Genomic DNA, 16,539 nt, shown 5'->3' on the forward strand with positions numbered 1-16,539 from the left:
TTTATTCTTGGAGGAAAATTAGTAAAGAGCTTAATGGGATATTAATTGAGCAAGAAGAAAAGTATTGAGGTGTAAAATAATTAGTAAATCCTTTGTGTATAAATCCTTTTCTATTGTATCTTTGCATATACACCTTCTATTTATTAAAAGGTGGACTATAATTATAAGGAGAATAAAAATACATAAAGATGGAGAAAATACGTGCCAAACGCAACCGCACTATAATGTTGTCAGAAGATGAACGTATAGAGTTAAGAAAGGAGTTATCTATGCTTAGCGATAAATCCTCGGTTGATGATGTTATTGACAAAACGTTTAATCAAGATTTATTTGATGTTATTGATTTTTTTCCAAAGCATTTTGCAGATCTGATAATTATTGATCCTCCTTATAATCTTTCAAAAGATTTTGCTGGTTTCAAGTTTAAGGCAACAGACGACAATAGCTATATTAGCTATATAAAAAGTTGGTTACCAAAAGTTTTAGAGCTATTAAAACCTAATGGCAGTGTATATGTGTGTTGTGACTGGAAAAGCACAAGCGCAATTTATCAAGTATTGAGCGAGTATACTATTGTTAAAAATCGTATTACGTGGCAAAGAGAGAAAGGACGAGGAGCTAAAACAAATTGGAAGAATGCTATGGAGGACATTTGGTTTGGTGTTCTGAATGAAAAAAACTACTTTTTTGATGTCGATTCAGTCATGCAAAAAAGAAAAGTATTTGCGCCTTATAAAGTTGATGGTACTCCTAAAGATTGGGAAGAAACAGAAGAAGGAAACTTTAGAATGACTTATCCTTCAAATTTTTGGGATGATATTAGCGTGCCATATTGGTCGATGTCAGAGAATACAGACCATCCAACCCAAAAACCAGAGAAATTAATAGCTAAGCTTATTCTCGCATCGTGTCCCAAAGGGGGAGTAGTTTTTGACCCTTTCCTAGGAAGTGGAACCACATCTGTTGTGGCAAAGAAACTCGGTAGACATTATTGTGGCATTGAATTCAATGAAGAATATGCTCTATTAACTCAAAAACGTCTAAATATGGCAGATCGTAATAGAAATATTCAAGGATATTGTGATGGTGTATTTTGGGAACGAAATACATTGAAGTCTCAAAGAAAACAGCAGGGAGTATAAACTGAGAACAACGTTATTTTTTATAGATGCATTCTGATAGGTGATGTATATGGAATAAAAATTAAATGAAGATTTTAGCGAGACACTCATTATGAATGAAGAAAAACTTAAGCAAGATATCGTTAGTGTTGCTGCAAATTTAGCTAAGAATTTGCATGTAGGGCAGGTAGATAAAGCGGGTGTAGATTATTTTAGCGGTCATTTGTCGTCTGTAGCCTTAATGGGTAGAACATGGAAAGAACAGGTAATAGGTTATCTGCACGATGCAAGTGAAGATACTATATATACCGAAGAACGAGTTCTGGATATGCTGGAAGAGGATTTAGATGCTCCTTTGCCAAGAGAATGTAGGGAAGAACTTGCTATGGTATTGCAACTTCTTAATCATAAAAGAATTCCAGATAGAGAAAGTTATATTCGTGCAATAGGAACAAATGAGCTTGCCACAGCAGTGAAACTGCATGACCTTACTCACAATATGGATCTGTCTAGAATTATTAATCCAACAGAAAAAGATTATGAACGACTTGAGCGTTATAGGAAAGAATATAATTATTTGAGTAGTTTATCAAAATAAGATAGAAAAGGAAAGGTTGCAATGAGAGCTAATCTTATATTAGAAAGAATCGAAGATAAACCTTAAGCAATTTTGATTTCGTTATGAAGATGGATGATATTTAATGATATTGTTACTTAAATATATTTTTTCTACAATGTGCAACAGAGTTTCTTATGTGATTCCTTCGCTTTATTAACGGTAGTATTAAGTCTTTGAATACGATTGTATCGTTGCTAGTATAAGAATAAATTAAACGGATAAAGTTAAATTTTCTGTCTATTCTTAGATAACAGTGATAAAAAAAAGACCTCATATCATAAGATATGAGGTCTTTTTGTGGGCGTTGACGGATTCGAACCGCCGACCCTCTGCTTGTAAGGCAGATGCTCTAAACCAGCTGAGCTAAACGCCCTTGTTGCTCTTTGAAAGCGTGTGCAAAGGTAAGATGATTATTTTTAATTACCAAATTATTTACAAACTTTTTTATGATGAACTACTATTTTTTTATGCTTTGGGGGTGAATTGCCACTTAAAATGGTATTACATGCTTGTCTAACAGAGGCTTTCTGTGATTTTAATAGGGTGGGAGTGTATTGTTTTATAAATCTATCTTTTTCTGTTTAGAATGAAATGAAGTGTCTTCTTCTATGGTTCTGTTGCTCAATCTCTTTGTGGTTCCTTTTAAAAGCATTGAGATTACACTCTAATAGCATTGCTTTTGCAGTATAAAAGCAATGCTATTGCCACACAATAGAACTACTTTTAAATATTGAGAAAGCGCAAAGCAGTTTCAACTCCTTTACGCTTGTGTAACAGCAATAAAACAAAATCATGGTACAAGCACTTAACTCATACCATGATTTCTATTTCTTTTAGCACATATTTAAATTAAATCCCTTTGCTAAACCACCTTCGCCAGTCTCTTTATACAGAGAAGGAATGTCGTGTCCTGTTTGCTTCATTACCTCAACCACTCTGTCAAACGACACTTGATGTTGACCATCAGAGAATGCCGAGTATAAGTTTGAGTCTAAAGCACGTGCTGCAGCAAAGGCATTTCGCTCGATACAAGGAATCTGAACCAAGCCACATACAGGGTCACAGGTCATTCCTAAGTGGTGTCTAAGCCCATTTCGGCTGCGTATTCAATTTGAGCAGGACTGCCACCAAATAGCTGACATGCTGCTGCAGCAGCCATTGCGCATGCAACTCCCACCTCTCCTTGACATCCAACGTCTGCTCCTGAGATCGAAGCATTATGCTTTACGATGTTACCAAAGATGCCTGCTGTGGCTATTGCGTGAATAATTCGAGTGTCGCTAAAATGATGTGAGCGAGACATGTGATATAAAACGGCTGGCAATACGCCACAAGCACCGCATGTAGGAGCCGTTACAACGGTTCCACCTGCTGCGTTTTGTTCGCTCACAGCCAATGCATAAGCATACACTAAACCACGAGATTGAAGTGAAGGCTTAAAGCCTTTAGCTTTTACATGATATTTTGCTGCTTTACGAGCAAGGCGCAATGGACCAGGAAGAACACCCTCTGCATTGAGTCCTTCTTCAACTGCTTGTTGCATAACTTTCCATACTTCGCTTAAAAAATCCCAGAAATCGGGATCTTCGCATGTCTCTGCATATTCCCAATAACCTTTCCCATTGTCGTAACACCACCGCATAATGTCTTGTAAAGAATTCAAAGAGTAGGGGTCTTTGGAATTAAATACGTCTTCATTAGCCTTTCCTTCAGATAAAGCACCACCACCAACGCTATATACTATCCATTCTTCTGATCGCTTATCGCTTTCGTCTATTGCCACAAAACTCATGCCATTGGGGTGAAAAGGTAAGAAAACACTGGGCTTCCAAACAATAGTTACGGGTGCAACAGTGTTGAGAACGTCTTCAATTGCCACGTCTGTCATGTGTCCTTTACCTGTTGCTGCAAGGCTACCATATAAGGTAACTTCGAACGATTTGGCGTTAGGATACTTCTCAATGAACATCTGTGCTGCCTTTTGAGGTCCCATAGTGTGACTGCTTGAGGGACCTTTTCCTATTCTAAAGAGTTCTTTAAGTGATTTCATTCCTATGTAATTTTATTTTATGTCGAAAGGTTTTGTTCTGTTTCTTTTGTGCTTATGCGAAGCAAGTCTTTAACAACTTCGCCTCCAGCAATGATACCTGCAACTGCAGGAACAAAGGCATTACTCGCTGGGGTTACCTTTTTGTCGTGATGATTGCTCACAATGGTGTCGGCATTGTCGATCGATTGGCTTTCAATCTCAGCCTCTTCAAAGAATGGCTCCATTGGTTTTTCGTCGCTTGCAACTACTTTTAAATGCTTAATACCTATCTTACGAAGTTTTTTGCGAATAATCTTTGCAAGTGGATCCATCTTTGTTTTGGTGATATCACATACACAAAAGGCGGTTGGGTCTACTTTATTTGCTGCGCCCATGCACGATAATAAAGGCACGTTTAGAGTAGTACAACGTTTTATTAGCTCCATTTTTGCCGCCATAGTGTCGATGCAATCCACCACATAGTCGAACGAAGTTAAATCTATCTCATCTGCATTTTCAGGCAGATAGAACATCTGTCGGGCATCAACATCACAATTAGGGTTAATATCTTTAATGCGTTCTTTAGCTATATCTATCTTATTTTTGCCCAAAGTTGAATGTAAAGCGAATATTTGTCGGTTAAGATTTGTGAGGCAAACCACATCATCATCGAAGATAGAAAGATGTCCAACGCCACTTCGAGCGAGTACTTCTATAACGTAACCGCCAACTCCTCCGAGTCCAAATACTGCTACTTTAGATTGCTGTAGCTTTTCTATTCCCGAACGTTTAAATATCATTCGGGTTCTAGAGAACTGATCTTGCATTCTTTATCGTTTCTTTTTGTTTGTCAATATATCATAAAGTGAAAGAAAATAGAAATTTTCTTGCTATTTATTGTACAATTGTTCGCTCTATAATTTGGAAGCCACCAAGACCAGTGTCGGGTACTATGATAGCAGGATAGAACTGTATACAAACAGGCTTGTCAATCTTTATATCTTTATTTAGATTGGTTAATGCTCCTGTGTCTTGATTGATTTTGAACACTTGAATAGTGTTATTGTCTTTCGAAGCACAAAGTAATAGCTCTCCGTTAGGTGTTATATTGAATTGACGAGGGTGTTTTTCGGTTGCTTGGAAGCCCACTTCAGTGAGCAATCCTGTTGCTTTATTTACCTTAAATATGGTTATTCCGTCATTTTTAAGACGATTACTTACATATAAAAAATTGCCATTTGGAGTGGTGTGTATGTCTGCTCCTCCTCTTGCATTGTACTTATCGGTAGTTATTGTCTGCTTTTGGGTAAGTTTTCCTTTATTATAATTAAATACAGTTACTTCGCCACTTAGTTCGCTCATTACGTAAAGAAACCTACTATCGCCACTAAATATGAAGTGACGAACACCCGATCCCTTAGGCAATTGAGCTGCAATACCAACATATTTTAATTTAGTTGGTGTTATAAAGTCATAGCGAAGCAAAGCATCTCCCGTAAAATCTGAAACCAAAACACCATTACCATCAGGTGTAAAACGAACGCAATGGAAGTGACCTTTTTCTTGTCTTTCTTTATCAAAACCTTGTTGTGCACCGCTAAATAGCTGTGTCATATTATTCAATTCGCCTGCGTCATTTAGTGGAAAAACACTCATAGAACCGCCAGAATAGTTGGCTGTTACAACCATGTTGCCGTTAGTATCTACAAAACAAGGGTCTTCTCCTTTTGTAAGAGCGTTATTAATAAAGCGCATCTTGCCATTTTCGGTATTAAATGATATTGTAGATAGAGATGCATTCTTATCGTTTGTTTCATTAACTGCATAGATCATACTTCCGTCCAGCGATAGCGTTAGATAAGAAGGATTAGTTATCTCGATTGTATCTAAAGCCGTAACGTCGCCTGTGCGTTGGTTCACTTCAAAAGAATAGATACCCTTTGAAGAACCATTTGTGTAGGTTCCCACCAATAATTTGATATTATCCTGAGCCATTAAAGATAATGATGAGCATGCAAAAATAGCACATGCAAGAAATGATTTGTAGTTCATAAATGTTAATTTGTCTGTTTTATAATTCTTCAAAGATAATCAAAAACACATGTTTACGCAATTATTTATATGCATTTATAACACTATTCATTAATAATTAGTAAATTTGCAGACAATATGAACACAGATAACTTAAACTTAACACGAAGAATTGTTGTAGGAGTACAATTCCTCTTTGTAGCATTTGGAGCTACTGTTTTGGTTCCATTGCTTGTTGGTCTCGACCCAGCAACAGCGTTATTTACAGCAGGTATAGGCACTTTTATCTTTCATTTGGTTACGAAAGGTAAGGTGCCTATATTTTTAGGCAGTAGTTTTGCATTCATTGCGCCAATCATAGCGGCAACCAAAGAGTGGGGGTTAGCAGGTGCTTTGGCGGGAACAATGGGTGTTTCGCTTGTTTATTTCGTTATGAGTGCGTTGGTAAAGTGGCAAGGAAAGCATCTACTTAATCGTCTTTTCCCTCCCGTTGTCATTGGACCTGTGATTATTCTCATTGGTTTAACGCTCTCTAGTGCAGGTGTAAATATGGCAAAAACAAACTGGTTGCTTGCTGCTATATCGTTAGCGACAGCCGTTGTGGTGCTTACTTTTGGTAAAGGACTCATTAAATTGGTTCCTGTTGTATGTGGAATTATTGCGGGATATATCGTTGCAATTTTCCTAAATGAGGTAGATTTCACTGCAGTAAACGAGGCTTCTTGGTTGGCATTGCCACCTTCTTTGGCTCATTTTCATTTGCCAGAGTTAAAATGGCAGGCTGTTCTTTTCATGATTCCTGTGGCTATTGCGCCTGTAATTGAGCATATTGGCGATGTGTATGTCGTTGGAGCTGTGGCTCAAAAAGACTTTGTTAAAGAGCCAGGTTTGCACAGAACGCTGCTTGGCGATGGTCTTGCTTGCTTGTTTGCGTCTATCTTTGGCGGTCCTCCTGTAACCACTTATTCAGAAGTAACGGGTGCAATGTCTATCACAAAGATAACAAGTCCTGCTGTAATTCGTATTTCTGCGCTCACCGCTATCGTGTTCTCTGTAATGGGAAAACTAAGTGCTTTGCTTCAGTCTATTCCACAAGCAGTACTCGGAGGCATTATGCTTCTACTCTTTGGAACCATTGCAAGCGTTGGAGTTCAGAACCTTATTCAACATAAAGTCGACCTTAATCAAACTCGAAACGTCATTATTATCTCTGTAACTTTAACCATTGGAATTGGTGGTGCCGTACTAACTTGGGGCAATTTCACCATTAGTGGTATTGGTTTGTCGGCTCTTGTAGGCGTTATTCTTAACCTCATTCTACCACAAACAAAGATAGAAAAGATAGAAGAAGAGAAGGAAGCATAAGCTTATTACTCCATAAAAATAAAGAAGGCAATGAACTTTTGCGATGTATGCAAATAGGTTCATTGCCTTTTTCTTTGTGCTGTTTTGATCTCATCTCAATCGATTAGTTGTCTGTCTTTTTATCTTTTGAGATTTGATCTTATTGTCGTTACAACATAAAAAGAGTGCTATTACACTTCAAAAGGATTGCTTTTTCCATGTAATAGCACAACTTTTAGATTGTAAAAACACTCTTTTTATTTTGTGTTTGCTATGCCGCTGATTTTCAATAGCAAACAAATTGTTCTTTAATGAATAAACTCGTGAGAATTAAGCATTTGCTTTGGATCGAGTGCTTCGTCGAGTTTTTCTTTAGTCATCAATCCCTTTTCAATCACAATGTCGTAAACAGATCGATTGGTTTCGAGTGCCTCTTTAGCCACCTTAGTGCTGTTTTTGTAGCCAATATAGGGGTTAAGAGCTGTAACAATACCGATACTATTGAGCACCATGTTCATACATTTGTCTACATTTACAGTGATTCCTGTAATACATTCCTCTGTAAGTGTGTCGATAGCGTTGGTCATCCAAGTTAAACTTTCAATCAAAGCTTCAGTAATTACAGGTTCCATTACGTTTAATTGAAGTTGTCCTGCTTCTGCAGCAAATGATATTGTTGTGTCGTTTCCAATCACTTTAAAGCACACTTGGTTGGTTACTTCTGGGATAACAGGATTCACCTTACCTGGCATAATCGAAGAACCTGGAGCCTTAGGAGGTAGGTTTATTTCGTTTAATCCACAACGAGGACCTGATGAAAGTAAGCGGAAATCGTTACACATCTTTGACACTTTAACTGCTAAACGCTTCAAAGCAGACGAATAACTCACATAAGCTCCAGTGTCAGGAGTGGCTTCTACTAAGTCGGGAGCAAGCACAAAGGGTTCTCCCGTGAGCTTTGCTAGATTCTCGGTGCATAGCTTTGCAAATCCAGGAACAGCGTTCAAGCCAGTTCCAATGGCTGTTCCACCCATGTTAATCTCGTGCAATAGCTTAACGTTTCTATTTAGATTAAGAATCTCTTCCTCTATATTATTGGCATAAGCGTTAAACTCTTGACCGAAAGTCATAGGCACTGCATCTTGCAACTGTGTACGTCCCATCTTTAAAGCATCGGCATATTCTGCACCTTTCTCACGCAAAGCCTTAATCATCTTCATAACGCTTTCGATGAGTTTTTTATTCATTCGAATGAAAGTTAATCGAATAGTGGTGGGGTAAACGTCGTTGGTTGACTGTCCACAGTTAACGTGGTCGTTGGGAGAAACATATTGGTATTCGCCCTTTCCGTGTCCTAATATTTCTAAAGCTCTATTGGCAATCACCTCGTTAGCATTCATATTGACAGATGTTCCTGCACCTCCTTGCATCATATCGATGGGGAAATTGTCGTGCCATTTGCCTTCAATTATCTCTCGACAAGCTTGCGCAATGGCTCCAGAAATATTGTCTTCAATAACTCCGAGTGTGTGATTTGCTTCAATTGCGGCTAGTTTTACGTAAGCGATGGCAATGACATAATCGGGATAGTCACGCATTTTTTTACGAGAAATATGATAGTTGTTAATGCCGCGTTGCGTTTGAACGCCATACAATGCGTCGCTTGGAACCTGAAGTTCTCCTAGAAGATCGGATTCAATTCTAAATTGTTCTTCTTTCATATCTATTGATTTTGAAGTCTTTTTATCATCTGTTTGTGAGGACATCTTTGTGGTATTAAGATGTGTTTTGATGTCGAAAGGCTCCTAATTATTGATGTTTTAAGTACAACAAATTTATAAAAAAAGACAGTTATAGCACAACAATAGCTTTAATAAGATGTATGATTTTACCATAACTTAACACACCAAACAGGTATAATAGCATTGCTCTTACCTGTTTGGTGTGCTTCTTTTACACTAAAGTTGTGCTATAATAGCAACTTTATAGTTGTTTTATCTGCTTTAAAAGAGAAGAAAAGTTTTGATTAAGAAGTTGAGTTGTGGCTTTTAATTGACCCACAATTTGCGAGCGAGTCTCTAGCAAATCTTCTGTATAAACACCTTCACTTTTAAACAAAACCGATTTATTGGCTTCTTTTATGTCGTCTTCGAAAGTGAAAGTTAGCCATCTCTTTCGAATGTTTCTAAGCATGGTTGATTGCTGGCTGTTGGTGAATCTGGTCTCGTTGAGCATGTACCAAACGATAGGAGGGAACTCATCTGAGTTCTTTTCTTCCCATATTGCCCGCAAATGGTTGCGTTTATGCTTTAGAATAAGTCGCTTTCCTTTAGGGCTAAGCGTTGCCCAACCAAGTCCAGCACCAATGACTCCGGCTCCAATTGCTACGCCTTTGTTCCAACCATCGTTACTAATACAAACGTCAGCAACGGCAGATAAGGCTCCAATAACAATAGACGCCACAGTTAGTTTGTTATCCCTTTTGCTATTCATGCCCCCTAATAATTCCTTTAATTGGTCGCATCTCTCGCCTTCGCAGTCAAGTTCTGCCACCAAAGCGTCGATCTCTACTAATGCATTTAGTACCTTCTGTTCAATCTTTTGCTGTGTAGCAAGATACAAAACGCTGTCTTTTATAATTGAATGTTCGTCTCTTAGCTCTGTAAGTTGTTCTAACTCTTTATCCAAGTTCAAAGCATGTGCTAATAGAATATTTTGCTTTGTGAACTGAGTTTTCCACTTATGGTCGGAACAAGAATGCTATCGGAATTGAATTCGATAGGCTCTTCAACTATATTAGCATAAATAGGCGGCTCGCAATAGTCGCTTTCGTAAGTTATCAGCTTATAAGATTTACAGCTAGAAAGGCACACAACAAAGGTGATGGCATAGAAAATGTATGCCAAGAAAGATGTTGTTGAATGTTGTTTCATAATTAATTGAGGTCTAATCCTTGTGGAGAAATGCTGATGAGTCGCTTTTTATACAAGTCGCCAACCGCTTTTTTGAATACCTTTTTGCTCACGCTAAAGCACTGATAAATATCTTCTGCGTCGCTTTTATCCCATAAATCGCAATGTCCGTTGTGGTCTTTTAGATACTGAAGAAGCTCATCTGCGAAGTCAAGCGTTTGTTGTCTGCCTTGCAATTGCAAAGAAATATCCAGTTTTCCGTCCTGTCTTATGTTAGCAATATATCCTTTGATGTGTTCTCCGAGATACACTCTTTGGAACACTTGGTTAAGGAAAATAAGTCCTTGATATTCATTATTCACAATCACTTTATAGCCCAAATCGGTGCGTTGCCATAACAACAAATCTACTTCTTGTGCGGGTTGAAGGTGCGAAGTGTCGCTGTTGAGGTGCTTTTCTATCTTTGCAGAGGCAACGATACGATAGCTTTCCTCGTCGATATAGACGTAGACCATGTGCTTTTCGCCTATCTGCATGTGTCTTTTTTGCTCTCTAAAAGGACAGAAAAGATCTTTCATTAGTCCCCATTTTAAGAATGCTCCATACTCATTTACCCATGCAACCTCGAGTAAAGCGAATTCTCCTACCTTTACAAAGGGTTTCTCTGTGGTGGCAACAGGGCGTTCTTCTTGGTCGAGATAGATAAAAACATTGAGTTCATCGCCCACCTTTGTGCCCTCAGGAACATATCTTGCAGGAAGCAAAATCTCATCAGCATCGCCTCCATCTAAGTACAATCCAAAGTCAACTAACTTGGTAACCGTAAGCAAGTTGTATTCTCCGAGCTTAATTGTCTTCATCTTTCGCCTCCTCTTTAATGTTGTTGTTCGATGTAGTTTCTTGTTCAATGATTCCGTCTTTCAAGTGAATAGTACGGTCGGTAATGCTTGCAAGCTCCTCATCATGAGTGACAATAACAAACGTTTGACCATATTTGTCCCTCAAATCGAAGAATAATTGGTGCAATTCTCGTTTGTTTTTAGAATCCAAACTACCGCTAGGCTCGTCTGCAAGAATAACTTCTGGGTTGTTAATCAATGCTCTTGCCACCGCAACTCGTTGCTTTTCGCCTCCCGAAAGCTCATTGGGCTTGTGGTGAGCTCTATCTTTTAACTGCATAAACTCGAGTAGTTCTTCAGCCTTTTGTTTTGCAACACTCTTCGAAACACCGCCGATAAAGGACGGAATCATAATGTTTTCAAGAGCTGTAAACTCTGGTAATAGCTGGTGAAACTGAAACACAAAGCCGATATGTTGATTTCTAAAGTCGCTTAATTTATTGTTCGAAAGCTTACTAATGTTGATGTCGTTGATTACAACTTCACCCTCATTAGGTTTGTCGAGTGTGCCTATTATCTGTAGAAGGGTAGTCTTTCCCGCTCCACTAGGACCCACAATGCTCACAATCTCGCCTTTCTTTATCTCAAGGTCGATACCCTTTAGCACTTCAAGTTGTCCGAAACTCTTGTGAATATTCTTTATTTCAATCATAATAAATAATTACTTCTTACTTTAGTTTTTTCTTAATCCATTTGCCAACAGCTTCGTAAGCACTTTGTTCTTCAATATGTTTTGGTTGTGCAAAGGTCATTTGATCCACTCCATAACCATACTGGTCGGGGAAGATAATCATTAAATTCTTACCGCTAAAGAATTGCTTGATTTCTTCAGGAAGACGCTCTTGAGCATTCTTATGCGATACCGTTCCGGTACGAGCAGTAACAATTACGAACATATGATCTTCGTTTATAGATGCCGCAAGCTGTGGAAGCATGTTCCAATGCTCCATCTCTGAGTATTCAACTCTAACGTCAGGGTGTTTGTTCACAAGATATTCTTGTATCAAAACGAGCGTGTCTTGGCGAGCATGAAATTGTATTTTGCATTCTAATTGAGCCGAAATGCGTGCTAAACGCTCCACCCAACGATGAAAACCAGGCTCGAATTGTGCTCTTGAAGGCACTGCAACTTGTATTCTACGTATTGTATTTAAGGGCTGAATGATGCGTGCCATGATGATTTGACAGTTGATTCCATTGAATAAACTCTGATGAAATTCGCCCCAAAACTTTGTCGATATCTCTTGATGAGTGTGTAATCCAATGATAATCTCACTGGCATTGAATTCTTGAAAGGCATGTTTTATACCGTTTGCAATATTCACTGCCACCCTAACTTGCGTGGTAACGGCAACTTCTGTGGCTGCAGCATCACGTGATAACTTCTCTAATAAGCGTTTACCTTTAGTCTGATTGGTGGCTACGTCGGCATCATCATACACCACATTGAGTGCAATTAGCTCTCTTTTCAGTTTGGGATTGCGAATTAATAACGCAAGCCCCAATAGACTATCTGCACTTTCTGGGTATTTAACAGGGATGAGAATGCGTTCGTCGTCTATATTGTTTGTGGAGTCATTATTAATGATATTATCAGTAACAACCATTTTTTGTGAAGCCGATTGAGTGATGAATGACGCCAAAACACAGGTTATAAGAATCATGATAATAACGCCATTTAAAACATCATTGGTCACTATTTGATCCAAACTTCCGCTCTTTGCAATCTCTAAACCCACCAATAACATCGCAATAGAGCCTGCCGCATGTGCCGAAGTCAATCCAAACATCATCTGTCCTGCATACTTCTGCAATTTAAATACTTTGGCAATGAAGTATGCTGCTACTGCTTTTCCTACCGTTCCGAAGAACACTAACGAGGTAGTGATAACGATAACGAAAGGCGTTTTATATAGAACAGTGATGTCGATGAGCATTCCTACGCTGATAAGGAAATAGGGAATGAACAGCGCATTACCGATAAATTCGAGGCGATTCATGAGCGGTGACACCGAAGGGATGTATCTATTGAGAATCAATCCTGCAAGGAATGCACCAAAAATGCCTTCTAATCCAATCATTTGAGATAAGGCTGCACTCAAGAACATGATAGCTAATACAAAAATAAACTGCATTACCGAGTCGCTATAACGACGCAAAAATGATCGACAAAGACGTGGAATTGCAAGCGTGAGGAATCCACAAAAGAGAGTAAACTTGAGCAAAAATACGACCCAAAACATTGGACCTGAGGTGCCATTGCTTGATGCAACGATGGCAGCAAGCACCAATAACGCCATTAAAAGCGATATCATTGTAGAGCCAACAGCCAGCATTACAGGCGTTTTGCGCTGTAAGCCAAACCTACTTACAATGGGATAGCCTATCAATGTGTGTGAAGACATGATACAAGCCATCAGCAATGAGGTGGTAGGAGATAGGCTTAAAAGGTATAATGAGCTATAAAACGTGAGGAAAAATGGAAGGAGGAAGGTGACGAAACCAAAGATAACAAACCTAAATTTGTTTTTCTTTAAGCCCTCAATGTCCATCTCTAAGGCTGCAAGAAACAAGATATAATAGAGTCCAACCTTACCAAAAAGCTCAAAAGAAGTGTCTCTTTCTAGAATATGCAAGCCATATTTGCCAATTACAACACCTGCTAATACCATTCCAACAATATGTGGAATGCGTAACTTTCCCATAATAATAGGGGCACAAAGAATAATCATTAATACCACGAAGAATGCCCATGTAGGGTCGGTTATAGGGAAATAATTGCTAATATTGAATGTAATTGGCATTGTGTTATTTATATAATGTGTTGCAAAGTTGCAAAAAAAATATCATATTTGCCTACGAATCAATATAAAAGATGTAATTTTGTGCCTAACAATAACAATAAGAATAATTTGTAAGTAGTTATGAATATAGCAATAGTAGGTGTGAGTGGAGCTGTTGGACAAGAGTTTCTTAGAATCTTAGATCAACGCAATTTTCCAATAGATAATCTCGTTTTATTTGGTTCTTCACGCTCAGCTGGGTCAAAATATACCTTTAGAAACAAAGAGTATGAAGTGAAGTTGTTACAGCATAACGACGATTTTAAAGATATAGATATTGCCTTTGTTTCTGCAGGAGGAGGCACTTCGTTAGAATATGCCGAAACAATTACAAAGCATGGGGCGGTTATGATCGATAATTCTAGTGCCTTTAGAATGGATAAAGATGTGCCTTTAGTGGTGCCTGAGTGCAATGCAAAGGACGCACTAACACGTCCAAAGAGAATTATTGCGAATCCTAATTGTACCACAATTATGATGGTTGTGGCTCTTCAACCAATCGAAGAGCTTTCGCACATCAAACGAATTAAGGTGTCAAGTTATCAAAGTGCGAGTGGAGCAGGAGCCGCTGCGATGGCTGAATTGCAACAACAATACAGCGATTTGGTGAACAATAAGCCCCTAACCATCGAGAAATTCCCTCACCAGTTGGCATATAATGTAATTCCACAGGTAGACGTTTTCACAGAAAATGGATATACAAAGGAAGAAATGAAGATGTTCTACGAAACCCAAAAGATTATGCATAGCGATGTAAAATGCTCGGCTACATGTGTTCGTGTCAGCTCTTTACGTTCGCATTCTGAAAGCGTTTGGATAGAAACCGAAAAGCCTTTAACTGTTGAAGAGGTAAGAGCTGCCATTGAGAAAGCACCTGGTTGCACTTTGAAAGACGATGTTTTCAATGGCGTTTATCCTATGCCTTTAGAAACAGCAGGTGAAGATAACGTGTTTATAGGACGTATTCGTAAGGATATTTCTGATGAAAACGGATTAACATTATGGCTTTCTAGCGACCAAATTCGTAAGGGAGCAGCTCTCAATGCAGTGCAAATTGCAGAATATTTGATTGCTAATAACGGCTTGTAATCATTAAATTCTAAACTATAGAATTTAGATATTATGTATCAAATGCAGTCCTTTACTTTTCGAAGTAAAGGACTTTTTCTTTTTATCCTCATTACTCTTTCTGTTCTATTTCATTCGCTTTGCATATAACTATAATTCTATTCTCTCTATTTGTTTTAATATTTCTTTTAAAAGGACTTACTTATAAAAAAGAAAAGAGCACAGAAGCTTTATTGCTACTATGCTCTTATTTATTGGTGTATAATGTGCTAAAAACTGCCATTGCGTTGTTGGCGAAATGGCAAAGATTTGTTTTTAGAATTATTGTTCTTTCACTTCGTTTGTTAGTTCTTTGCCTTCTGCAAGCTCTTTAATACTCTCTAGTGTTGTAAGAGCGATGTTGTGAAGAGCTTCTGCAGTGAAGAATGCTTGGTGAGAAGTGAGTACTACGTTAGGAAGAGTAAGCAAACGAGCTAACACATCGTCTGAAATAATCTTGTCGCTGCGGTCTTCATAGAAGTATTTCTTTTCTTCTTCGTACACGTCAAGACCTGCACTTCCAATCTTTTTAGCGATAATTCCCTCAATAAGATCTTCAGTATGGATTAGCTTTCCACGTCCTGTATTGATGATCATAACGCCTTTTTTCATCTTAGCAATACTTTCCTTGTTAATCAAGAATTTAGTTTCTGGAGTTAAAGGACAGTGTAATGAAATGATATCACTTTGTGCATATAGCTCATCTATACTAACAATCTTAACGCCATATTGCTTTGCAAACTCTTCATCTGGGTACAAATCGTATGCAAGAATATTCATTCCGAATCCGTGAAGAATCTTAATCAATTCCTTAGCGATACGTCCCATACCAATAACACCAGCAGTTTTTTGATACATGTCGAATCCTAGCAAACCTTTAAGCGAGAAGTTTCCTTCACGAGTTCTGTTTACTGCACGATAAATTTTGCGGTTCAATGCAAGCATAAGCGACACTGCATATTCTGCAACAGCATGTGGAGAATAAGCAGGAACACGCACTACTGAGATGCGGCCTTTTGCTGCTTTCAAATCAACATTATTGAAACCTGCACAGCGAAGAGCAATAAGTTTAACGCCATTTTTTACCAACTCGTCGATAACTTCAGCATTGCATTCTGCATTTACGAAGATACATACAACGTCTGCACCCTTTGCAAGTGGAGCAGTTTTGATGTTTAAGTGTTCTTGGTAATAGCGAATATCGAAGCCATAGTTGCTATTTATTTGATTAAAAGACTCTTCATCGTATGATTTTGAATCGAAAAATGCTACTCTCATTGTTATTCCTTACTTTTAAAATTATGTATATATAAAAATTAAATCTGCTTTGATTTTATTGCAATATTTCATTGCTTATGATCTATAATCAATGCGAAGTTACTGCTTTTTGTGGGTTTGTGCAAATAATTTTGGCTTTTGCAATGCTTGTATTGGGTTTTATTTATTTGAGTCAAGCGTTTTGTGTTTCAAATTTGTTATCTCTTTGTTTTTCAATGATATTTCTTCTTGAAAACAATGTCAATGCGTTTTGCTTGTAAAAGGATTGCTTTTGGAGTGTAATAGCATTGTTTTTAGAGGCTAAAAACATTGACTTTATTTTAAATGAAGCTTAAGGAATAGTTCCTAATAAATAA

Annotated in this window: 13 protein-coding genes, 1 tRNA gene and 1 pseudogene; 4 read left to right on the forward strand and 11 right to left on the reverse strand. The window is 38.1% G+C overall.

Annotation, left to right across the window (positions count from 1 at the left end):
- Window positions 1-188 precede the first annotated feature (188 nt).
- Complete coding sequence (locus tag HMPREF0669_RS09815) at window positions 189-1,142, forward strand: site-specific DNA-methyltransferase (RefSeq protein ID WP_009228379.1); 954 nt, start codon at window positions 189-191, stop codon at window positions 1,140-1,142.
- A 91-nt stretch (window positions 1,143-1,233) separates the two neighbouring features.
- Entirely contained in the window at window positions 1,234-1,719 is a 486-nt protein-coding gene (locus HMPREF0669_RS09820; RefSeq protein WP_009228380.1) for a phosphohydrolase, read from the forward strand.
- A gap of 319 nt (window positions 1,720-2,038) precedes the next feature.
- On the opposite strand, the gene HMPREF0669_RS09825 is transcribed toward HMPREF0669_RS09820, so the two are convergent.
- The 4 genes and pseudogenes from HMPREF0669_RS09825 to HMPREF0669_RS09840 all read right to left on the reverse strand — a co-directional run bounded on the left by HMPREF0669_RS09825 (window position 2,039) and on the right by HMPREF0669_RS09840 (window position 5,821).
- Window positions 2,039-2,113 (reverse strand) — tRNA-Val (locus HMPREF0669_RS09825).
- A gap of 460 nt (window positions 2,114-2,573) precedes the next feature.
- Window positions 2,574-3,790 (reverse strand): annotated as a pseudogene (locus HMPREF0669_RS09830) (L-serine ammonia-lyase, iron-sulfur-dependent, subunit alpha).
- A 17-nt stretch (window positions 3,791-3,807) separates the two neighbouring features.
- Window positions 3,808-4,596 carry a ThiF family adenylyltransferase gene (locus HMPREF0669_RS09835; protein WP_009228382.1) on the reverse strand — a complete coding sequence of 263 codons (789 nt, stop codon included), beginning with the start codon at window positions 4,594-4,596 and terminating at the stop codon, window positions 3,808-3,810.
- A gap of 67 nt (window positions 4,597-4,663) precedes the next feature.
- Complete coding sequence (locus tag HMPREF0669_RS09840; protein ID WP_020967443.1) at window positions 4,664-5,821, reverse strand: lactonase family protein; 1,158 nt, start codon at window positions 5,819-5,821, stop codon at window positions 4,664-4,666.
- A 117-nt stretch (window positions 5,822-5,938) separates the two neighbouring features.
- Between HMPREF0669_RS09840 and HMPREF0669_RS09845 the strand changes: the two genes are divergently transcribed.
- The gene (locus HMPREF0669_RS09845; protein WP_009228384.1) at window positions 5,939-7,165 is read left to right on the forward strand and encodes a uracil-xanthine permease family protein; all 1,227 of its coding nucleotides are present in this window, start codon (window positions 5,939-5,941) and stop codon (window positions 7,163-7,165) included.
- Window positions 7,166-7,452: 287 nt separating this feature from the next.
- On the opposite strand, the gene HMPREF0669_RS09850 is transcribed toward HMPREF0669_RS09845, so the two are convergent.
- From HMPREF0669_RS09850 to HMPREF0669_RS09870, 6 genes are all read right to left on the reverse strand, one after another.
- On the reverse strand, window positions 7,453-8,865 hold the full coding sequence (locus tag HMPREF0669_RS09850; RefSeq protein ID WP_009228385.1) for an aspartate ammonia-lyase: 1,413 nt from the start codon (window positions 8,863-8,865) through the stop codon (window positions 7,453-7,455).
- A gap of 262 nt (window positions 8,866-9,127) precedes the next feature.
- Window positions 9,128-9,832, reverse strand: coding sequence for a hypothetical protein (locus HMPREF0669_RS09855; RefSeq protein WP_009228386.1), 705 nt, complete (start codon window positions 9,830-9,832; stop codon window positions 9,128-9,130).
- Window positions 9,833-9,846: 14 nt separating this feature from the next.
- Entirely contained in the window at window positions 9,847-10,077 is a 231-nt protein-coding gene (locus HMPREF0669_RS09985; protein ID WP_009228387.1) for a hypothetical protein, read from the reverse strand.
- A 2-nt stretch (window positions 10,078-10,079) separates the two neighbouring features.
- On the reverse strand, window positions 10,080-10,916 hold the full coding sequence (locus tag HMPREF0669_RS09860; protein WP_009228388.1) for a S1 RNA-binding domain-containing protein: 837 nt from the start codon (window positions 10,914-10,916) through the stop codon (window positions 10,080-10,082).
- Window positions 10,903-11,607, reverse strand: a complete 705-nt coding sequence (locus HMPREF0669_RS09865; RefSeq protein ID WP_009228389.1) for an ABC transporter ATP-binding protein — start codon at window positions 11,605-11,607, stop codon at window positions 10,903-10,905. The genes HMPREF0669_RS09860 and HMPREF0669_RS09865 overlap by 14 nt, the downstream gene beginning before the upstream one ends.
- A gap of 16 nt (window positions 11,608-11,623) precedes the next feature.
- On the reverse strand, window positions 11,624-13,759 hold the full coding sequence (locus tag HMPREF0669_RS09870) for a cation:proton antiporter (protein ID WP_009228390.1): 2,136 nt from the start codon (window positions 13,757-13,759) through the stop codon (window positions 11,624-11,626).
- A gap of 120 nt (window positions 13,760-13,879) precedes the next feature.
- Between HMPREF0669_RS09870 and HMPREF0669_RS09875 the strand changes: the two genes are divergently transcribed.
- Complete coding sequence (locus HMPREF0669_RS09875) at window positions 13,880-14,887, forward strand: aspartate-semialdehyde dehydrogenase (protein ID WP_009228391.1); 1,008 nt, start codon at window positions 13,880-13,882, stop codon at window positions 14,885-14,887.
- 300 nt (window positions 14,888-15,187) lie between these two features.
- Here HMPREF0669_RS09875 and HMPREF0669_RS09880 read toward each other — a convergent pair whose 3' ends face one another.
- Window positions 15,188-16,183: a 2-hydroxyacid dehydrogenase gene (locus HMPREF0669_RS09880; protein WP_009228392.1), complete on the reverse strand. Its 996-nt coding sequence runs from the start codon at window positions 16,181-16,183 to the stop codon at window positions 15,188-15,190.
- Window positions 16,184-16,539: the final 356 nt, after the last annotated feature.

The organism is Prevotella sp. oral taxon 299 str. F0039 (assembly GCF_000163055.2).
In the GTDB taxonomy this organism is placed as follows: domain Bacteria; phylum Bacteroidota; class Bacteroidia; order Bacteroidales; family Bacteroidaceae; genus Prevotella.

Excerpts from the sequence above, each read along its gene's own strand:
- HMPREF0669_RS09815 (WP_009228379.1), top strand. The coding sequence starts at position 189 with ATGGAGAAAATACGTGCCAAACGCAACCGCACTATAATGTTGTCAGAA.
- HMPREF0669_RS09820 (WP_009228380.1), top strand. The coding sequence starts at position 1,234 with ATGAATGAAGAAAAACTTAAGCAAGATATCGTTAGTGTTGCTGCAAAT.
- HMPREF0669_RS09835 (WP_009228382.1), bottom strand. The coding sequence starts at position 4,596 with ATGCAAGATCAGTTCTCTAGAACCCGAATGATATTTAAACGTTCGGGA.
- HMPREF0669_RS09840 (WP_020967443.1), bottom strand. The coding sequence starts at position 5,821 with ATGAACTACAAATCATTTCTTGCATGTGCTATTTTTGCATGCTCATCA.
- HMPREF0669_RS09845 (WP_009228384.1), top strand. The coding sequence starts at position 5,939 with ATGAACACAGATAACTTAAACTTAACACGAAGAATTGTTGTAGGAGTA.
- HMPREF0669_RS09850 (WP_009228385.1), bottom strand. The coding sequence starts at position 8,865 with ATGAAAGAAGAACAATTTAGAATTGAATCCGATCTTCTAGGAGAACTT.
- HMPREF0669_RS09985 (WP_009228387.1), bottom strand. The coding sequence starts at position 10,077 with ATGAAACAACATTCAACAACATCTTTCTTGGCATACATTTTCTATGCC.
- HMPREF0669_RS09860 (WP_009228388.1), bottom strand. The coding sequence starts at position 10,916 with ATGAAGACAATTAAGCTCGGAGAATACAACTTGCTTACGGTTACCAAG.
- HMPREF0669_RS09865 (WP_009228389.1), bottom strand. The coding sequence starts at position 11,607 with ATGATTGAAATAAAGAATATTCACAAGAGTTTCGGACAACTTGAAGTG.
- HMPREF0669_RS09870 (WP_009228390.1), bottom strand. The coding sequence starts at position 13,759 with ATGCCAATTACATTCAATATTAGCAATTATTTCCCTATAACCGACCCT.
- HMPREF0669_RS09875 (WP_009228391.1), top strand. The coding sequence starts at position 13,880 with ATGAATATAGCAATAGTAGGTGTGAGTGGAGCTGTTGGACAAGAGTTT.
- HMPREF0669_RS09880 (WP_009228392.1), bottom strand. The coding sequence starts at position 16,183 with ATGAGAGTAGCATTTTTCGATTCAAAATCATACGATGAAGAGTCTTTT.